The organism is Pseudoalteromonas holothuriae (assembly GCF_945859825.1).
Classification (GTDB): Bacteria; Pseudomonadota; Gammaproteobacteria; order Enterobacterales; family Alteromonadaceae; genus Pseudoalteromonas; species Pseudoalteromonas holothuriae.
In genome coordinates, this window is the sequence record NZ_CAMAPC010000056.1 from 1 (window position 1) to 2,213 (window position 2,213).

Annotated in this window: 3 protein-coding genes and 3 pseudogenes; 5 read left to right on the top strand and 1 reads right to left on the bottom strand. The window is 38.6% G+C overall.

What is annotated here, in order from left to right; all coding sequences use genetic code 11:
* The 3 genes from OCI93_RS20755 to OCI93_RS20765 all read left to right on the top strand — a co-directional run.
* Nucleotides 1-656 (top strand): RHS repeat domain-containing protein (locus OCI93_RS20755; protein ID WP_261627239.1); only part of this gene is annotated, 656 nt, incomplete at its 5' end.
* 32 nt (nt 657-688) lie between these two features.
* Entirely contained in the window at nt 689-1,078 is a 390-nt protein-coding gene (locus OCI93_RS20760) for a hypothetical protein (protein WP_261627240.1), read from the top strand.
* A 2-nt stretch (nt 1,079-1,080) separates the two neighbouring features.
* Nucleotides 1,081-1,539 (top strand): hypothetical protein, encoded by a 459-nt coding sequence (locus OCI93_RS20765; protein ID WP_261627241.1) that lies wholly within the window; start codon nt 1,081-1,083, stop codon nt 1,537-1,539.
* Nucleotides 1,540-1,582: 43 nt separating this feature from the next.
* On the opposite strand, the pseudogene OCI93_RS20770 reads toward OCI93_RS20765, so the two are convergent.
* Nucleotides 1,583-1,720: pseudogene (locus tag OCI93_RS20770) on the bottom strand (IS256 family transposase); the annotation flags it as partial.
* 104 nt (nt 1,721-1,824) lie between these two features.
* Here OCI93_RS20770 and OCI93_RS20775 point away from each other — a divergent pair.
* Nucleotides 1,825-2,010: pseudogene (locus tag OCI93_RS20775) on the top strand (transposase); the annotation flags it as partial.
* 94 nt (nt 2,011-2,104) lie between these two features.
* Nucleotides 2,105-2,213, top strand: a pseudogene (locus tag OCI93_RS20780) (transposase); the annotation flags it as partial.

A 2,213-nucleotide genomic window follows, 5' to 3' on the forward strand; every position in this document is an offset into this window, starting at 1 on the left:
GGCTCAGCACGGGCGGCTTAAAAGCGATATCGCAATTAGACGATAAAGACAAAACCAAAACCAACCGTGGCTTTACCGACCACGAGCACTTGGATGAACTAGAACTCATTCATATGAACGGTCGGGTGTACGATTATAACCTTGGTCGGTTTATGAGTGTTGATCCGGTTATTCAAAGCCCAACGAATAGCCAGAGTATTAATCCATATTCGTATATAATGAATAACCCGCTGGCAGGGGTGGATCCGAGTGGGTATAAATGGGAGAAAAAGACTGGATCGAATGTGCGCACGAAAACTGCTGATGTCTCTACAACAGGCAAAATCAGCGCATCAGATAAAGTTCAAAGTGTTGAGGTCGGCAAAGATTCAATTAAAATCAATACTAATAATGGCAGCATGACGGTTAATGATGTTACTGCTGATGAAGTTAGTAATATGATGGATATGAAAGGAGCGGCGAACAAAAAAGATAGCAACGCAAATATCAGTGGTGGTGTTGGATCATCTAGTGAAAATCCTTCAGTTAGTAAAGAAAGTCCGGGCGAGCCATCTAGTTTTACATCAAGTTCGTGTCAAACTTCTTTTAACTGTCCAATTACCATGAATATGGTAAGGATAGTGATGACGTCGTCGAAACTGAGATTTGCTCGGTAGGTTTACAAGGTTGCAATGCGAGAGAGGTTGGCTTGCAAAATATAAGAAATGCAGCGCCCGGAGCTAACGGAGTAGATCCTGTTTCTGGAAATAGTCCGACTACTTTACCGTTGGGTGTCGGATCTGTAGATCACGAAGTAGACACAGCAAATAATCGAGTCATAAACATAACACGCCCGGGCCATATTTTTGAGCATGGTTACGTTATTCGCTCTGTTGTGTTGCGAAATGGCAAGGTATATATACGCACATATGGTGAGGGAGTGAATAATAATAGGGTCAAAGCTATGTTGAATGGTGTAGCGGGGAGAGGAGGATTTAAATATTTGGATAATCGAATAAGGCATAATATTTTAAATAGAAGCGAGCAAGGTAAAAACATTTTGTTTAAAGAAAAGATAGACAACATTAGGGTGAACTAGAAATGCATATACGAAATCCAAAATATCTGAGTTTTGTATTTGTCATTTTAGTGTTTGCTTCGGTCTTATTTCGGGATGTATTCTCTTATTCGGAGAGCGAAGATATAAATAGTTACGTAGAACCACAAGTAGATATAAGCCTTATGATTGCAGGGATTAATGGGTTAAAAGTTGAGCGAATGTTTGAAGAGCTCTTAACTGAAATGGAATTTCAACTTTCATCAAGTGTTACCAACAGTCCTCAAGGAAAACGATGGGCTGAAAAAGGAATGATTAAATCGTTATGGAATAATGATGATAAATACGTGGATTTAAGTAATTTATTAAATACTAACTGCTTCAATATTAGAATTTACACATCATCAGTAGATGAAAGTAAAGATATTGAACGAAAATTAGTAAAGCGAGTTGCCGAAGCATATCCAGAATATATACGTTATAGCAATTTACAATGTCGCTAGCTGAACTATTGACCCTGTAACACATTTTGTGTAACTGCCAAGTCTAAATAACATCTTTCAAACGGTCTTCAAATTCAATCATAAATCGATTCAAGGCCGTTTTCCAATTTCTTATTGGCATTGTCCATTTTTTGGATGCCTGTTCAATCGCCAAATAGATAACTTTCTTCGCTGAATCATCATAGGAATAAACAACGCCAAATAAACAAGACACCCACTTTTATTTGCGCATTTTTTGTTCATCGCCTATCTTTTATTTATCTGGTCAAAAGGTAGGCAGCTAACATGGCAACGGCACGTAAAAGACAGGTAAGTCTTGTTGATACAAAATACTATCACTGCATTTCACGGTGTGTTCGTCGTGCTTTTTTGTGTGGTGATGATACGGTAACAGGTAAAAGTTATGAGCACCGCAGACAATGGGTAGAAGGTAAGCTGCTAGCGCTAGCCAAAGTATTTTGTATTGATGTGTGAAACTAAATAAACTTGACACCCACTTTTATTTGCTTGTTTTTCATTCATTGCCTATCTTTTATCTATCTGGTCAAAAAGGTAGGCAGCTAACATGGCGACGGCACGTAAAAGACAGGTGAGTTTGGTTGATACAAAATACTATCACTGCATTTCACGGTGTGTTCGTCGTGCTTTTTTGTGTGGTGATGATACGGTAACAG

What these genes read in the sequence shown, in the direction of transcription:
- OCI93_RS20765 (WP_261627241.1), top strand. Translation starts at nt 1,081, where the DNA reads ATGCATATACGAAATCCAAAATATCTGAGTTTTGTATTTGTCATTTTA.